This is a genomic window from Ensifer sp. (genome assembly GCF_031989085.1).
In the GTDB taxonomy this organism is placed as follows: domain Bacteria; phylum Pseudomonadota; class Alphaproteobacteria; order Rhizobiales; family Rhizobiaceae; genus Ensifer.
This window is the reverse complement of record NZ_DALZXU010000002.1, coordinates 84,936-98,205: the sequence shown is the minus strand read 5'-3', so window position 1 is coordinate 98,205 and position 13,270 is coordinate 84,936. Positions and strand designations below refer to the sequence as shown.

The following is a 13,270-nucleotide window of genomic DNA, read 5'->3' as shown; positions in this document are numbered from 1 at the left end:
GTGATGTCTCCCAATCGAATGTAGAAATTCAGGTTTCTCGCGCCCAGTGCGCGAGGGGACGGGTCGCTTCCTCGACGATCAGCCTGAGCACGACCGCAAGGACGGCAAGAATGGCCATGGCCGCAAAGACAACGTCGGTTTGCATGCGGGCATTGGCCTGAACGATGACGAAGCCGAGCCCGGCTGACGCGCCCACCCATTCGCCGACAACGGCGCCAAGCGGCGCCAGGGGTGCTGCAACCCGTAGGCCCGTAACCAGCCCGGGCAGCGCCAGCGGCAAGCGCACGAGCCGAAGCGCCTGCCAATGGCTCGCCTTCGTCAGGGCTACCGCATCGAGGATCTGCGCATCGGTCCGGCGCAGACCGTCGGAAAATGCGGATACGACCGGAAAGAAGATGATGACCGCGGCCATGACGACCTTCGACACCATGCCGAAGCCGAACCACACGACCAGCAACGGCGCGACGACGAAAACGGGAAAGGCTTGAAGGACGAGCACGAAAGGCCAGACGAGCTTAGCGAGCCGCGGAAAAGCAGCAAGCCCGATCGCTGTCGCAACGCCGAACGCGGCGCCGGCTGCAAGACCGATAAGCATTTCAGCGATCGTCACCAGGCTCTGCTCAAAAAGGTATCCCGGTTGCCGTCCAAAGACGGCCAACACCTCAAACGGCGACGGCAGCACATAGCGTGGCAACGCGAAGAAGACCACGGCCGCCTGCCAGACAATGGCAAGCACCGCAAGGCTGCGAGCGAATGTGAAAGCCAGTCGCATCGCCGGTCAGCCGACGCGGCAACCCGGACGAAATGCAATCCCGCCATCCGGCGGCAACGTGGCAAAAGACAACATCGATCGATCTCCAGACAGAACATCACGGAGACCCAGGTGAAAGCGAAGACGCGATTAGGTTGCCGAGAGCGGCTCTTTTCCCGTTCCTACGCCGGCATGACCCGGATCAGGTTCAAGGGTCCGGCTCACCGCCATCTCAGCACTGCAAAGTGCCCCCCTCGGAATCGTCTAATTTTATGTAGGAAATGGAAGTGAACGTCAATTCCAATTGTAGAAATGCTTTGCGCGTCATGTCGTTTGTGCCCCCGTCAGGCCGCGATACGACACTAGATCCCAGCGCAATAACACGATGCCGAGGAAGTCAGTTGCGATCTCTCACACGTTGCGAGCGAATTTGTGGACTATACTTGCTTTCCTCACAGCTCTTTCGTTCCACCGCAATATGCGCAATGTGGTGCATAAGCGACTGGAAATGGGGCCTGAGCAGATGCTCCGGCAACTAAGATTTGATTCCATTTTCGGCTGCAGTGACTTTCTTGCGTGCCGCAATTGCCGCAGTCTCTCCAAAATCGTTGAAACGGCAACAAACGCTTAATGGCGCAGAAGAATTCCCCCGAAGACTTCCCAATCCATGCTCTTGGGATGGTGACAACTCCCCGATTGATGGCTTATTGTCCGCGCACTCTAGGGAGAATAAAATGGACGCTTCAGAACTTGCAGAACGCCACAAAGTCGGGAAGGAATTTGCCGAATTCGCTTTATCGTTCTTCGTTGGCGGATCCAGCAAGGAAGACGAAGTGCACTACGCTCGGTCAGTGGCATTTGTCGAGTACGCCCTTTCGTCGAACACCCGCGGAAGAGAGCTTTTGCCAGAAATTATATCGCCTACGACCGATAAAGAACTTTCAGTCCTCGATATCGGCTGCGGATACGGCGGCATGATCAATGCCTGTACGGAAGCGGGACATCGGGCGCTCGGAGTCGAAATTGACGAGAATGTTGCAAAGATGGGTCAGTTGAACCTTGCTGGCATAGGCAGCACCGCGAACATACAAGTCGGCGATTTTCTAACCTATGATTTTGCCGGCCAAGTCTTCGATGTTATTATCTGCACCGACGCTATCGAGCATGTGTCGAGCCCAAAGATCTGTCTGCGCCGGATCTATGATCTCCTAGATCATGGTGGCGTCGCTCATTTGGAAACGGTCAACCGCCGCAGCGCACTAAACGTGGCGGCCGACATCCATATGGGACAATTCGGAATTACGCTACTTGATCATCATTCGGCCTCCGCAGCCGCTAAGCAGGTTTCGGGGTGGAACGGTTACCAAGTCTCCGATTTCTGGGACATGGAGTGGTATTTGGGATTGGGCCGTACATATGGCGCAGTCATGGAAGCTGTGGAGCCACCGGCCTACTGGGATGTATCAGACGCAATTAAGAATCTGTTCGTCAAGTACCATGCTTGGCGCCAAGATTCCTTTCACCGGCTTGACGACTATCTACAGCACGAAATTGAGGTACGGTTCTCGCAGTACTGCCAGCGCCTCTTCGCCGCCAAGGAGCGCGCAACCGAAGAGTGCGCCGAGAAAGACTTTCTACGGAGATGGGTCTCGCCCGTTATCAAGTTCCGAATGAACAAGATCTAACTTCCAATAAGCAATCCACTAAAGAGGCTACACCCTCAGAAGATCTCGTTATGCCTGTTGGCCTGTGAGCTCCCGCGAGGGCTGTTGGTACAAATTGCGCTTAGTAACTCCGTTAAGACGTTTCGATGTAAATTCTCGCCTTCTTGCTATGCCGGAAGTTACCAAACGTTAGCTTTCTACTACCCTGATTATCTTAAACTCTGCATTCCACAGGCATGCTCTGAACAACACCTGAGCCATCGAAGTACAAAGGGCGACATAATCTTATTAGTCCCTGTGAAATGCGTGCGCCAGATCTAATTTTCCGACGCCAATCAATCAATAGAATGCCGATAGACTACGGATACAGGGCGTTGAACATATAATTGGAATAGCGTAGGCGCAATATAGCACCCATCACACAAAAATTCTGAGCGTTATTGTAGGACGCACGATGGACGATCAGCCGTAGAAACAGCATCTAAAGATCAGGTAAAGGTGAGGCCGGAGAATGACGAACGGCCTTCCAATCCCTGGGGAGATGAGTTTAAACGCGATCTCTTAAAAAACGAACGGGGCTTCGATTTATGAAGGAGCGATATGAGGCTCACTCGATGGATTCATACCAAATGGCTACCAAACGCAGCCCGGTAGCGAGCGAACCAAATTTCTATCCTGAGAGGGCGTAAACTCATTCGCGCAGAGAAATTTGCTCAAGCGGTACATCGAACTAGGTCCAACTTATTCGACCGTCACCGACTTTGCCAGATTGCGCGGTTGGTCGACGTCGGTGCCCATGAACACGGCGGTGTGATAGGCGAGGAGCTGGATCGGCAGCGAGAAGATCATCGGCGCGATGATCTCGTCGACGTTCGGCAGCACGATCGTCGCCATCGTCTCGAGCTTGGAGGCGACCGCCCCCTTCTCGTCAGTGATCAGGATGATCCGACCGCCGCGGGCCGCCACTTCCTGCATGTTCGACACGGTCTTCTCATAGAAGCGATCATGCGGGGCAATCACGATCACCGGCATGTTTTCGTCGATCAGCGCGATCGGACCATGCTTCAGTTCACCGGCGGCATAACCCTCGGCGTGAATATAGGAGATTTCCTTGAGCTTCAGCGCACCTTCCATCGCCAGCGGGAAGCTGGTGCCGCGGCCGAGGTAAAGCACGTCCTTGCACTTTGACAGCTCGCGCGACAGCGCCTCGATCTTCGGCTGGATGGCGTTCAGCACCTGGCCCATGATGCGCGGCATTTCGGTGAGGTGACGAACGAGCACCTGCTCCTCGTCCGCTGAGACCGTGCCGCGGGCGCGACCGGCGCCGATCGACAAGGCTGCAAGCACCGCCAGCTGGCAGGTGAATGCCTTGGTCGAGGCAACGCCGATCTCGGGGCCGGCCAGAATCGGAAACACCGCATCGGATTCGCGCGCGATGGTCGATTCACGCGTGTTGACGACGGCGCCGATCTTCAAGCCATGGTCCTTGCAGTAGCGAAGCGACGCCAGCGTATCGGCGGTTTCGCCCGACTGCGAGATGAACAGCGCCGCCGACTGCGACGACAACGGTATTTCGCGGTAGCGAAACTCGGAGGCGACGTCGATTTCGACCGGCAGCCGCGCGTAACGCTCGAACCAGTACTTGCCGACGAGACCGGCGAGATAGGCGGTGCCGCAGGCAGAGATCGCGAGACTCGGCACGCCGGCAAAATCGATCGAGCCGGCAAGTGTCTTCACGCGGTTTTCGGAAAAGTCGATGTAATGGCCGAGCGCGTGCGAGATGACCTCCGGCTGCTCATAGATTTCCTTTTCCATGAAGTGCCGGTGATTGCCCTTGTCGATCAAATAGGCCGCCGCCATCGAGATCTGCCGCGGGCGATCGACCGCATTGCCGGCGAGATCGAAGATATGCACGCCATTGGCGCCGATCACCGCCCAGTCGCCATCGACGAGATAGCTGATCTCGTTCGTAAAGGGCGACAGCGCGATCGCGTCGGACCCCAGGAACATCTCGCCCTTGCCGTGGCCGATCGCCAGCGGCGGGCCGTTGCGCGCCGCCATGATCGTCGACGGATCGTCCTGGTAGAGGACGGCCAGCGCATAGGCGCCGGTCACCTTCTTCAGCATCGCATGCATCGCCTCGCGCCGGCCAAGGCCGTCGCGGCGGAACTTTGCCAACAGATGCGCCACGACTTCGGTGTCGGTCTGCGTTTCGAACTTCGCCCCCCCGGCGATCAGCTCGTCCTTCAGCTCGGAGAAGTTCTCGATGATGCCGTTGTGAACGACGGCAACGCCGTCGGTAAAATGCGGATGGGCGTTGCGCTCGGTGGGGGCGCCATGCGTCGCCCAGCGGGTGTGAGCGATACCGATCGTGCCGGCCAGCGGCTCTTCGCGCAGGCGGGCCTCCAGATTGACGAGCTTGCCTTCGGCGCGGCGGCGCTCAAGCGCACCCGCATGGATGGTCGCAACACCTGCCGAATCATACCCGCGATATTCCAGCCGCTTCAACGCATCGACCAGACGCTCCGAGACCGGCTGGTTCCCAACGACGCCAACAATACCGCACATAATCGTCTCCGAATTCATCCCGCGCCGTCTCGACGCCCCAATCGACAGGGCGGAAGTCCCGCCCGGCGCGCTGCCTTGGTAACGCATTTGCCGGACGAGGCAATCCGCCCCGATTTCACTTTCGGTTTCAGTGTTTAACGCGAACCTACTTGTCGGCCTTGGTCGCCTTTTTTCGCAGCCTTCAGTGCCTCGTAGCGCTCGCGCAGGACACGTGCCCTGCCCGGCTTGATGTCCTGGCGCGTGCGACCGAAGTGGCGCCTGAGCCGCCATCGCGCCCCCGTTGCACGCAGTTTGCGTTGCATGAGTCGTAAATAACACTTCTAGACGCGCTTCCGCGCCTGCACCACTTGGCAGATAAACCGACGGTCCTTAATGGCCACCGTTCTCAACGACAGCTATGTCGAGACAGCAAACTGCCTGTTTCGGAGCGAAGCGTGCCCTCGGGCCGAGATGCTATGCAACGGTCACGCAGCCCGAGCCTTCCTAAAAGTCAACTGCGCCTCTGTCCCGCGTTGAATGGAGCGCCTACACAGTCTATAAAGGTCATCGCGACCACGTCGCTCGCGGTCAACGTTTATCCGCCGCTTGCCGCGAGATGGCAAAATGCAAGCAATGCCCGGTCAAAAGTTTAAATAGATGCTTAAATCTGCCTATCGTAAAATAATTGAATATTACATCGTCCACAAAGAGTTGGCATCACGGTTATTTAGAAAACGACCAAAGGTGTACGCTCGATGGGTTAAACAATATGACCTTAGCAGCACCTCTTTATCATTTGAAGGAGTCACCACGGGCCCTTTAATCTCAATACTTATGCCCGTCTATAATCCGGATATTGCGCAATTAATTGCTGCGGTTTCTAGCCTGGGTAAGCAATCCTATCAGAATTGGGAACTGTGCATTGCTGATGACTGCTCCACCTCAGACCAGGTAAGGAGAGTAGTTTCCCAATTAGCCTCGACCGATATTCGTATAAAAACCGTATTCAGGACCGAAAACGGGAATATTAGCGATGCAACAAATAGCGCTTTCGATCTTGCGGCGGGCGAATGGATTGGATTGCTTGATCAAGACGACCTGCTGCACAAAGAAGCCCTCTCGTTAGTTGCTCAAACCATAAACGACAATCCGAGAGCGCAGCTCATATATACAGATGAGGACAAACTTGACGAGAGTGGCAATCGTTACCAACCTTATTTCAAGCCCGATTTTTCGCTCGAATTGCTTAGGGCGCAGAATTACCTCAACCATTTTACCTTGCACAGGGCCAGCAATATTGTTCGGGTAGGAAAGTGGCGCTCCGAATTTGACGGAAGCCAAGACTATGACCTAAATCTTCGGGTCGTTGAAGTAGTAGAGGCTGTTGATATAGTTCACATTCCTTTTGTGCTGTATCACTGGCGAGCTTCCAAGGGCTCAACAGCACGCTCAATTCACAACAAGTCGTACGCAGTGCTTGCCGGTCAACGCGCCCTACAGGCGCACCTTGATCGCCTAAAACTAGATGCAAAAGCCTCGCCGGTGGACGGACTTCCGTATTACAGAACTCGGTTCGCTCTCCCCGCGAATCTCCCGTTGGTGAGCATTATCATTCCGACGCGTGATCAAAAGGAAACGCTGCAGAAATGCATCGAGTCGATCGTACAAAAGACCAGATACTATAAATATGAAATTATTATAGTCAACAATGGATCCGTCGAAGAGAAAACGATTCAATACCTGAAAAAACTCTCAGATTTAAATATTGCGTTGGTAATCCCCTTAAACGGAGAGTTCAATTACGCCAAACTTAACAACAAGGCAGTAATGGCGAGCTCAGGCGACGTATTGTGCCTGTTGAACAACGATGTTGAAGTCAAATCGGTTGACTGGTTGGGCGAACTGGTATCCATCGCATTGCAAGAAGGCATTGGTTGCGTCGGCCCCAAACTTTTTTACCCGGGAGGGCGAATACAACACGCGGGCGTTGTGACCGGGATCGGCGGTATCGCCGGTCACTCTTACAAATATGCCAGCAGAAGAGCTTCAGGATATTTCTCGAACTTGTGCATTCATAGAAACGTATCGGCCGTAACCGGAGCGTGCTTGGTTGTGAGAAAGACCGTATTTGAAGAGATCGGTCGCCTCGATGAGGTCAACCTCAAGGTTGCGTTCAATGATGTTGACCTTTGTCTGAGGGCGTTGGATGCCGGCTATCGCAACGTTTTTACCCCATTTGCAGAGCTAATTCACCATGAAAGCCTGACCCGGGGGAAAGAAGACACCCCGCAAAAGATACAAAGGTTTCGCAGTGAAGTTGAATTTATGAACAGGCGTTGGGGTGACAGGCTCGTTCACGACCCCTGGTACTCCATTAACCTAACGCTTAAATATGAAGACTACTCCCTTTCGTTTCCGCCGCGCCGACATCTGAAAGGCATTGGCAATGAGACGAGCAATAATTCCGTGTGGCCAAATTATGCCGGCAGTTAGCATACAGGCAAGAATGAACGTTATTGGCGCGCTGATATTGCGTGATATGAGGACCCGTTTTGGACGCTCGCACGTCGGCTACCTGCTTGCTATCGCCTGGCCTTTCGTGCACTTGACCGTGCTTGTGACGATCATGGCCTTCGTTAACAAGGTTGCGCCAATTGGCGGTGATCCTGCGGTATTTGTGGCGACCGGCGTTCTGCCGTACATAGTTTGTCTTTACCCAGCGCGAATGATGGGGATGGCGCTGGACGTCAACCGACCACTTTTTCTTTTTCCGGTAGTACGGCCATTTGATGTAATCGTATCTAGAGCGGCAATTGAGTTCTTAACAGCCTTCGTCGTTGTAATTCTGGCGTATGTTGCGCTCACATTAATATCTGTGGATGTGACGCCAATTGACAAAGTTACACTCGCATCAGGGTTGCTCGCAACCATATATCTTTCACTATCGTTTGGTTTTCTTAACGTCGTTTTGGCTTCCGTGTTTCGAATGTGGAACATCACGTTTGTGATGATCATGATTGTTTTATATATGACTGCAGGAGTGTTTGCCGTTCCCTCCGCCCTGACTGCCGATGCTAGAGAACTAATGTGGTTCAATCCCCTTTTCCATTGCGTCGAGTGGCTTCGGTCCGCCTACTATGAAGGTTACGGCGACGATGCGTTGTCTCGGACATACCTGCTGTCTGTTGCGACAGTATCGTTTTTTCTCGGATTGCTCGGGGAGCGCTTTCTAAGAGGCAAGCTACTAGCGCCATGATTTTTCTGGATGACGTCTTCAAATATTATCGGATCCGCGGAAGCACAAAAGTCATCCTGGATCACGTGAACTTGACGTTTCGCGCCGGAACCTCATACGGAATACTAGGAATCAATGGCGCCGGGAAGTCCACAACCATGCGCATGCTGGCTGGAACAGAACTACCAAATTCGGGTCGAATAAGGCGTTCAGCTCGAATCTCATGGCCATTGGGTTTCTCGGGCGGGCTACATCCCGCGATGACCGGGAGAGAAAACATAGGATTTGTTGCGCGAATTTACGGACAAGATCCCAAAAAGGCGACCGATTTCGTGGAAGACTTCGCCGAGATTGGTGCTTACATAGACGAGCCATATAGTACCTACTCATCGGGAATGGCCCAACGGTTGGCGTTTGGCCTATCAATGGCTATCGATTTTGAATGCTACTTGATCGATGAAGTTACCGCAGTTGGAGATGCAAGATTTCAAGCCAGATGCCACGAGGAATTTTCACGCAGGCGTGCTCGATCAGACGTCATAATGGTGTCTCATTCGATGGAGACGATTCGCGATTACTGTAGCCGGGCGATTGTGTTGGCGCATGGTGTGGCATATGAATTCTCCAATGTTGATGACGCTATCGAGTTGTACAACAAGCTCAATCAGTAGGTGTGGGTAGATGCAAGAAGTTGCCGTGGAAGAAGAGCGGCGCCTCGCTGTCGACGAAAGTATCCGCCGGGCTAGGGCCATTTCAGTGGAACTCAGGAAAGTCGCTCGGAAGGCACGCACTCCCAGGCCAACCATAAGCGGAGGAGGGGGATTCCGCGCACGCAAGGGTGATCGATTATTTCGCCTCTTTGCAGTCGGTTCCTTGGTGTTGTTGTTTGTCGTCCCCACCGCAGTGGTCGCTTTCTATTATTCGATAGTTGCATCAGATCAGTACGTTTCAGAGGCGCGTTTCTCAATTAGATCGGCCGATTCTTCTGGGTCTAGTCCAATGGCTGGACTATCAGCGTTGCTTGGCAGCGGCCAAGCAACGGATGCGGCGATAGTGGCTGAGTACGTAAAAAGCGGAGCGATTATCAACCAATTGACCGATTCCTTCAGCCTTACTGACTTGTTCACGACGAAACGCTGGGATCCAATCTCCAGCCTTGCGGCGAACCCCACGTCAGAAGATTTGATAAAATACTGGAAGGGGAAAGTGGACATTTCGGTCGAGAGAAGCTCCGGCCTAACGACGTTGAGAGTCCGAGCTTTCAGTGCTGAGGATAGTCTCCGCCTCACGGACGAGATACTCCGCATCTCGGAACTGATGGTGAACCGTTTGACGCGCCGGACAGAAGACAATGGATTACGTGAGGCTGAGGCTGAAGTTCATACAACGAAGGATCGGTTGACCAACTCTATTCTTAAGCTCAAAGCGATGAGAGACTCGACCGGTATCCTCGACGTAACGTTGGCGGCCGCGGCGAACACAGAGGTACTGACTAAATTGAGGCTTGAAAAGGCCAAACTTGATGTGCAAATACAGTCTTTGGAAGAAAACGATTCGGGAAGCGCCCCTCAACTTGGTTCTCTCAAGAACCAAGCTACTGCTATTGGCCAGCAAATTGCTGTGTACGAACAGTCAATCGCAGGCGGCGACACCGATTCCAGTATAGCATCAAGAGGCGCTGAGCTATCCGAGGCTGAAACTGATCTAAAAGTAGCGCAAACAGAGTACCAAAAGGCAGTGGCCGTTTTTGAGGCTGCGCGAATGACAACAGAACGACAACGGTCCTATATCCTTACGCATGTGCAACCAACATTGCCTGAGGAGGCGCTCTATCCAAGACGTATCTTAATTGTGTTCACGGTGGCACTTGGTACCGGTCTGTTGTGGGCCATCACGGTCGGTTTAGCCATGCTCGCCCGCGATCACACAGCATAACTCGGCGCAGCTAAATGCAATTCTTCATCGATATTGACAACGGCTCCGTTATCTCTGGCTGGCTGATTCCAGATAATCCAGGTGATACACCCGAGCTAACCATCAAAGTTGCCTCGCGCAAGGACGTTCAATTCAAAGCGAACGTGTTGCGAACTGATCTCCGTGATCTCGGAATGCATACTACCGGTCTAGCCGGGTTTCATATTGATGAGAGTACGGTACCTGAACTTGGTGAACTTGCTGACGTTACTATCGTCGAGGCAGAAAGTGGACTCATAATTTACCGACGTTTTAACTTAGCGAAACACAAGGACCTTAAGCTTCTTGTTACCGACGCGAGCCTCCTGCCTCAGTTGAAACTATTACGTGAGGTATCGCAAAACTTTGCGATGAGCTACCCTCTCGCTGAGAGACTGTCGCTTGACACGCTGTCTGGAATTTTAGCGCTCCGGTTTTCCGACTCCATTTTTGTAGGCGGAAGCGTGAATTGGATGCGGTATGGCAGCGTTGCATTGGAACAAAGATTTGTGTCGTGCGCGTTGTTGCGAGACCCGTTTGATGAGCTTGCGGAGAAGCTTCTATTCTTGTCGCACTTGGCGAAGAACCCTAGCAAGAGCCCCCTGGGCGCATATGCGGCGTTCTCAACTTTTTCCGAGATTTTGCCCCAACTTTCTAGCATCGACTTCTCCGACGAAAAATCACTGCTCACTGCATTTCGAACGATGCCCCCATCCGCCCGAAGGGCATTTCGCTCACCAATGACTAGGCTATATGGTTCACTGCCAGAGGAAGAGATTCAGAGGCGTAATGTTAGTGTTGCGCTCGACAATTTGGCTCAATTTACCGTTGTGGGATTGCGGGAGAATTTTGAGATGTTCGCCTGCATGGCCAACGCGCAACTCAACGCGGATATCTTTCCGTCACAAGGCTTGGATGAACTCCCGGCAACGTTCGAATTGAGCGCACGTCTTGCGAGAATTGGATTGGTCCTAGATCTTCTTGACGAAGATGTTGCCCTATACTCATTCGCAAAGGAAGCCTGGCACAACGCCGGAAAAACCGATGTTTAAGATATTCTCGCGACGAGACTCGCGCACAGCTCCGACATCAAAACTCTCCCAATCTTCATGGAGGCCAAGGTCTGCCGTTGTAACGACAAGGGCGCGTCTCCTTCAAGCGATCGAGCGGGGGAGCAGTAGTCGTGCAATTACGACGAGCGAGGCGGCGAGTGAACCGACTACGCTCGCATCGGCGGGTGGCGGCGCGCTCATCCGATCACTTCTTCTCGTAGTGATCGTCCCAACCCTGATGGTACTATTATACTACATTTTTTTCGCGTCGGACATATACGTTACCGAGGTGAAGCTTACAGTTAGGAAAGCGCAAGAATCCTCTCCTGGAGAAACTTCGTCGTCTGTGGCGAGCTCATTTATTAACAAACTCAACTTGGGATCCTCCTATTCCTCAGGGCAAGACACGCAGATAATATCTGACTACCTGAAAAGCAGAGCCATAATTGAAGATATTGGCGGGAAGCCTGCAGTTTACGAATACTACTCCAAAATAGAAATTGACTGGTTCTCTAGGCTAAGCCCGAATTCCGACAAAGAACAAGTGTGGGATTATTGGAGAGATCATGTAACTCTTTCTCTTGATTCAGTCTCGAACATTCTCACCATGCGAGTTCGCGCGTATAGCAGCGACGACGCATACGTCCTTGCAAACAAACTTGTCGAAAATAGTGAACGGTTAATCAATCGTATCTCGGAGCGCACCAAGAACGATGCTCTTCGTCGGGCTAATGAAGAGGTTAATAGGTCAGCGGCCGACCTGGCCAACGCCCGAACACAGATCTTAAACTTTCAACAGAGATCCGGAAGTATCGATCCAGTCATGGCCGTTAAACAAATCACTTCGGCAATGACGGAGCTTTCGTTAAAGCGAATACAGCTTCAAGCCCAAATTGACGTCGGGAACCTTTCTGGCCTCACTCAGCGCCCTGGCGATAAATACCTCGAAACACAGGTCAAGGTTATAGAAGACCAGATACAAACGTTTGCAGAAAAACTAACGGGTATGTCCAAGGGCACCCTCTCGGAGCAGCTTAAAGAATATCAACTGCTTAAGCTCCAAGAGGAGTTTTCCGAGAAGATTTATATGCTTGCGCGGTCAGCTTACGAGGAAGCACGGAGACGTATTTTGGTTCAGCAATTGTATGTTGTCGTTGTTGTCCCGCCTTTAATACCCCAGAGTGCACTTTTACCCCGACCCATTCTGGACACATTCGTGGTCTTTCTGGGATTATTCGTGCTATGGGGAATCGGATGTCTTTTGTTCGCGAGCATAAAAGACAGCAAAGTGTAATTTTTGGAATCCCGAAGAAAAATTGTACTAGGAATGCATCGCATACTTCCCTGGCGCTGCATTCAGGGCAAGGCCGCAGCGTGTGAAGACATCCCAAGCATCCGGTAAGGGCCGCAGGGCATACCAGCCCGGCTTGAGGATCAATATAGTTGAGTATATCGCTCATAATAGGCGGTGGGGAACCGCACGACAGTGTTGCCTGCTCGGTTTGAAGCCAGTCACCAGGTAGCCGACGAGCGGCAGGCTGTCCTGCGACGACGCTTCGGCTTCGGCCTGGGTCAACGGTAATTCAGTCGATCAACCGCTCCACGTAGAGTAGGCTTCCGTCCGTTTGATGGCTTCAAGTGTCATCGGCGATGATCGGCGCGGCATTCTCTCGACACTTGCCATTCGCCGCGATGACGCCGGATCGCATCATAACCGCCATCGTGGGTAAGCGTCCGGTGAAGCCAGTGCCCTACCGCAGCTCGTCCACTATTTGCTGCACGTTTCTTGGCGTGTCGGCCAAATTGCTCGTCGGCCCGCAAGATTGTTGGACAACTTCAATTCTAGCGATGCCATCGTAATCGATCACGGCCTTCAAGACGACGATAACATCGGCCGGGCCATCCCACCTGTCGGGTTCCCCGAATGAGCTGCGCTGCCAGCGTGCTGTCCATTCCCCGGTACCGCGGGGCCCGCGGTGCGTTTCGTATCAACGACCTCTAAGGCAAAGATCGCGATGTGGGACACTGGCAGCTTCACATCGTGTAACTCTGGCACTGATGATTACTT

9 protein-coding genes and 1 riboswitch are annotated in these 13,270 nt (G+C 53.1%); of the genes, 7 read left to right on the top strand and 2 right to left on the bottom strand.

Going from position 1 to position 13,270, the window contains the following annotated elements; genetic code table 11:
- Positions 1-28: 28 nt before the first annotated feature.
- A complete protein-coding gene (locus tag RTP54_RS13425; RefSeq protein WP_312363381.1) occupies positions 29-772 on the bottom strand; it encodes an ABC transporter permease in 744 nt (247 codons plus the stop codon).
- 141 nt (positions 773-913) lie between these two features.
- Positions 914-1,016: riboswitch (TPP riboswitch) on the bottom strand.
- Between the two features lie 469 nt (positions 1,017-1,485).
- On the opposite strand from RTP54_RS13425, the gene RTP54_RS13420 reads away from it, so the two are divergent.
- Positions 1,486-2,436, top strand: coding sequence for a class I SAM-dependent methyltransferase (locus tag RTP54_RS13420; RefSeq protein WP_312363380.1), 951 nt, complete (start codon positions 1,486-1,488; stop codon positions 2,434-2,436).
- A gap of 720 nt (positions 2,437-3,156) precedes the next feature.
- Here the strand turns inward: RTP54_RS13420 and glmS are convergent.
- Positions 3,157-4,983 carry a glutamine--fructose-6-phosphate transaminase (isomerizing) gene (glmS, locus tag RTP54_RS13415; protein WP_312361927.1) on the bottom strand — a complete coding sequence of 609 codons (1,827 nt, stop codon included), beginning with the start codon at positions 4,981-4,983 and terminating at the stop codon, positions 3,157-3,159.
- A 636-nt stretch (positions 4,984-5,619) separates the two neighbouring features.
- Here glmS and RTP54_RS13410 point away from each other — a divergent pair.
- From RTP54_RS13410 to RTP54_RS13385, 6 genes are read left to right on the top strand one after another with little or no spacing between them, the layout of a single operon-like run.
- A complete protein-coding gene (locus tag RTP54_RS13410; RefSeq protein WP_312363379.1) occupies positions 5,620-7,455 on the top strand; it encodes a glycosyltransferase family 2 protein in 1,836 nt (611 codons plus the stop codon).
- Between the two features lie 13 nt (positions 7,456-7,468).
- Positions 7,469-8,218 (top strand): ABC transporter permease, encoded by a 750-nt coding sequence (locus RTP54_RS13405; protein WP_312363378.1) that lies wholly within the window; start codon positions 7,469-7,471, stop codon positions 8,216-8,218.
- On the top strand, positions 8,215-8,868 hold the full coding sequence (locus RTP54_RS13400) for an ABC transporter ATP-binding protein (RefSeq protein WP_312363377.1): 654 nt from the start codon (positions 8,215-8,217) through the stop codon (positions 8,866-8,868). Before RTP54_RS13405 ends, RTP54_RS13400 begins: the two co-directional genes overlap by 4 nt.
- Before the next feature lie 10 nt (positions 8,869-8,878).
- Positions 8,879-10,132 carry a hypothetical protein gene (locus RTP54_RS13395; protein ID WP_312363376.1) on the top strand — a complete coding sequence of 418 codons (1,254 nt, stop codon included), beginning with the start codon at positions 8,879-8,881 and terminating at the stop codon, positions 10,130-10,132.
- A gap of 14 nt (positions 10,133-10,146) precedes the next feature.
- On the top strand, positions 10,147-11,202 hold the full coding sequence (locus RTP54_RS13390; protein WP_312363375.1) for a hypothetical protein: 1,056 nt from the start codon (positions 10,147-10,149) through the stop codon (positions 11,200-11,202).
- The gene (locus RTP54_RS13385) at positions 11,195-12,496 is read left to right on the top strand and encodes a hypothetical protein (protein WP_312363374.1); all 1,302 of its coding nucleotides are present in this window, start codon (positions 11,195-11,197) and stop codon (positions 12,494-12,496) included. The genes RTP54_RS13390 and RTP54_RS13385 overlap by 8 nt, the downstream gene beginning before the upstream one ends.
- Positions 12,497-13,270: the final 774 nt, after the last annotated feature.

What these genes read in the sequence shown, in the direction of transcription:
- RTP54_RS13425 (WP_312363381.1), bottom strand. Translation starts at nt 772, where the DNA reads ATGCGACTGGCTTTCACATTCGCTCGCAGCCTTGCGGTGCTTGCCATT.
- RTP54_RS13420 (WP_312363380.1), top strand. Translation starts at nt 1,486, where the DNA reads ATGGACGCTTCAGAACTTGCAGAACGCCACAAAGTCGGGAAGGAATTT.
- glmS (WP_312361927.1), bottom strand. Translation starts at nt 4,983, where the DNA reads ATGTGCGGTATTGTTGGCGTCGTTGGGAACCAGCCGGTCTCGGAGCGT.
- RTP54_RS13410 (WP_312363379.1), top strand. Translation starts at nt 5,620, where the DNA reads ATGCTTAAATCTGCCTATCGTAAAATAATTGAATATTACATCGTCCAC.
- RTP54_RS13405 (WP_312363378.1), top strand. Translation starts at nt 7,469, where the DNA reads ATGAACGTTATTGGCGCGCTGATATTGCGTGATATGAGGACCCGTTTT.
- RTP54_RS13400 (WP_312363377.1), top strand. Translation starts at nt 8,215, where the DNA reads ATGATTTTTCTGGATGACGTCTTCAAATATTATCGGATCCGCGGAAGC.
- RTP54_RS13395 (WP_312363376.1), top strand. Translation starts at nt 8,879, where the DNA reads ATGCAAGAAGTTGCCGTGGAAGAAGAGCGGCGCCTCGCTGTCGACGAA.
- RTP54_RS13390 (WP_312363375.1), top strand. Translation starts at nt 10,147, where the DNA reads ATGCAATTCTTCATCGATATTGACAACGGCTCCGTTATCTCTGGCTGG.
- RTP54_RS13385 (WP_312363374.1), top strand. Translation starts at nt 11,195, where the DNA reads ATGTTTAAGATATTCTCGCGACGAGACTCGCGCACAGCTCCGACATCA.